The sequence below is a fragment of the Acidisphaera sp. L21 genome, assembly GCF_009765685.1.
In the GTDB taxonomy this organism is placed as follows: domain Bacteria; phylum Pseudomonadota; class Alphaproteobacteria; order Acetobacterales; family Acetobacteraceae; genus LMUY01.
On the sequence record NZ_LMUY01000111.1, the window covers coordinates 1 to 2,011 of the forward strand.

2 protein-coding genes are annotated in these 2,011 nt (G+C 61.2%); both read right to left on the reverse strand.

Annotated elements, in window-relative coordinates:
• Positions 1-39: 39 nt before the first annotated feature.
• A complete protein-coding gene (locus GSQ76_RS21740) occupies positions 40-414 on the reverse strand; it encodes a response regulator (protein WP_158746216.1) in 375 nt (124 codons plus the stop codon).
• An 81-nt stretch (positions 415-495) separates the two neighbouring features.
• The coding region (locus GSQ76_RS21745) for an ATP-binding protein (protein ID WP_158746217.1) at positions 496-2,011 on the reverse strand (1,516 nt) is incomplete at its 5' end.

Consider the following 2,011-nt stretch of genomic DNA (forward strand, 5'->3'; position numbering starts at 1 on the left):
TCCGACACTGCGGGTATTAAAGGTCAGGCTAAAAACGCTCTAATTCGAGTGTTCTACAAGTCTACTTACGGCGGCGCCGAGCTCGGCCATTGTAAAAGGCTTCTTCAAAACTGTGAAAGGGTGCGGCGCGCCAGCGTTGGCAAGTATGTCCACCCGCGCGGACACAAACAAAACCGGGATGGCCGGATGGCGTTCCCGCGCTCGCTTGGCGACCTCAACACCGGAAAATCCCGGCATGTGGTAGTCAGTTACAATGAAATCGACTGAGTCCGGCTCGTCCATCAAGCGGAACGCGTCGACTCCGTCAGACGCCTCTAAAACTTCGTAACCGCCGTCTTCAAGTGTCTCCACCATGAGCATCCGAACGATGGGATCGTCTTCTGCCACAAGCGCCCTGAGGGCAGCGTCGACCATAATGCTATCCCCTGATTGGACACGTTCAACTCCGGACCAGGCTCAAAGATAGGACCCTCTCGTAACGGTGACCTCGATTAACTACTCTTCCTCGATTATCGTTCTTATACGGTGGGCCAAGTCGTCCATTCCGAACGGTTTGACCATCACGTGCATACCGGTCTCCAGGCGCCCGTCTCCCATCACTGCACCTTCCGCGTAACCGGTCACGTAGAGCACTTTGAGATCTGGCCGAAGCTTCCGTCCGGCGTCTGCGACCTGCCGCCCGTTCAACCCGCCGGGTAGCCCGACATCCGTCACCAGAAGGTCCACGCGAATGTCCGACCGGAGGATCTCAAGCCCCTTCCGACCATCTTCGGCTTCGACGACCCGATAGCCGAGGTCGGCCAGAACCTCCGCTACCAACATGCGGATCGTCACCTCGTCGTCGATGACCAGGACCGTTTCGCCCGCCTCTGCTCGTGCAGCTGCTGGTGGATCGAGGTCGGGGGAAACAACATCCGCGGTGCCCGCGATCCTCGGTAGATAGATGCGCATTGTTGTGCCGACCCCAACCGACGAGTGGATCCGCACCTGACCACCGCTCTGCCGTGCAAACCCATAGATCATCGACAGTCCGAGGCCCGTGCCCTGGCCGATCGGTTTGGTGGTGTAGAACGGTTCGAAGGCGCGGGCCACGGTTTCTGGCGTCATGCCGACGCCCGTGTCACTGACGCGAAGCTCGACATACTCACCAGGCGCCATATCCCGATCGGCGGCGATGCCACCGTTCAGTTCGGCGTTCACTGTCTCCACGAGCAACCTGCCGCCGTCTGGCATGGCATCACGGGCATTGATGCAGAGGTTCAACAACGCGTTCTCGAGTTGATGCGGATCGCACAAGGTGATCCAAAGATCGGGCGCATATTTCGTCTTGACTTGAATGGCTGGTCCGACTGTGCGGCGGATCAGCTCTTCCATGTTACGGGCAAGTGCGTTGGCGTCGGTCGCGGCGGGCGCCAGGGTCTGCTGCCGTGAATAGGCAAGCAGGCGGTGCGTCAGAGCGGCGGCTCGGTCCGAGGCGTTGCGCGCTGCATCGAGATAGCGGTCCAGCGTGTCGAAGCGGCCCTGCGACACCCTGGTCTTCAGCAGTTCGAGACTGCCCGCGATGCCCGTAAGCAGGTTGCTAAAGTCATGTGCCAAGCCGCCGGTCAGTTGGCCGACCGCCTCCATCTTCTGCGACTGTCGGAGTTGAGCCTCCGCACGCTCCCGATCGGCAACTTCCACCTTCAGGCGGTCCAGAGCCGTGGAGAGTTCCGCGGTCCGGGACTGGACGCGAGCTTCAAGCTCATCTGCAGCGGTCCGAGCATCCGTGACATCGGTGGCGCAGCAGGTATAGCCCAGATAATTTCCCAGATCGTCCGTGCGGGCTACGCATTCGCAATTCAGCCAGCGGACCCGTCCTTCCGCGTCGTGGGCGCGGACCTCCGCATGGTGAGGCCGTCTGCTTCGCCTGGCCTCGGCGAAGGCAGCCCGCGGCTCCGCAATGTCTTCCGGGACGAGCACCTCGTCCCAAGCCCCGCGCAGGAAGTCTTCCGTATGGCGGCCGAACACGTGG

Bases quoted from the DNA above. Each gene is read 5' to 3' on its own strand.
- GSQ76_RS21740 (WP_158746216.1), bottom strand. From the start codon at position 414: ATGGTCGACGCTGCCCTCAGGGCGCTTGTGGCAGAAGACGATCCCATC.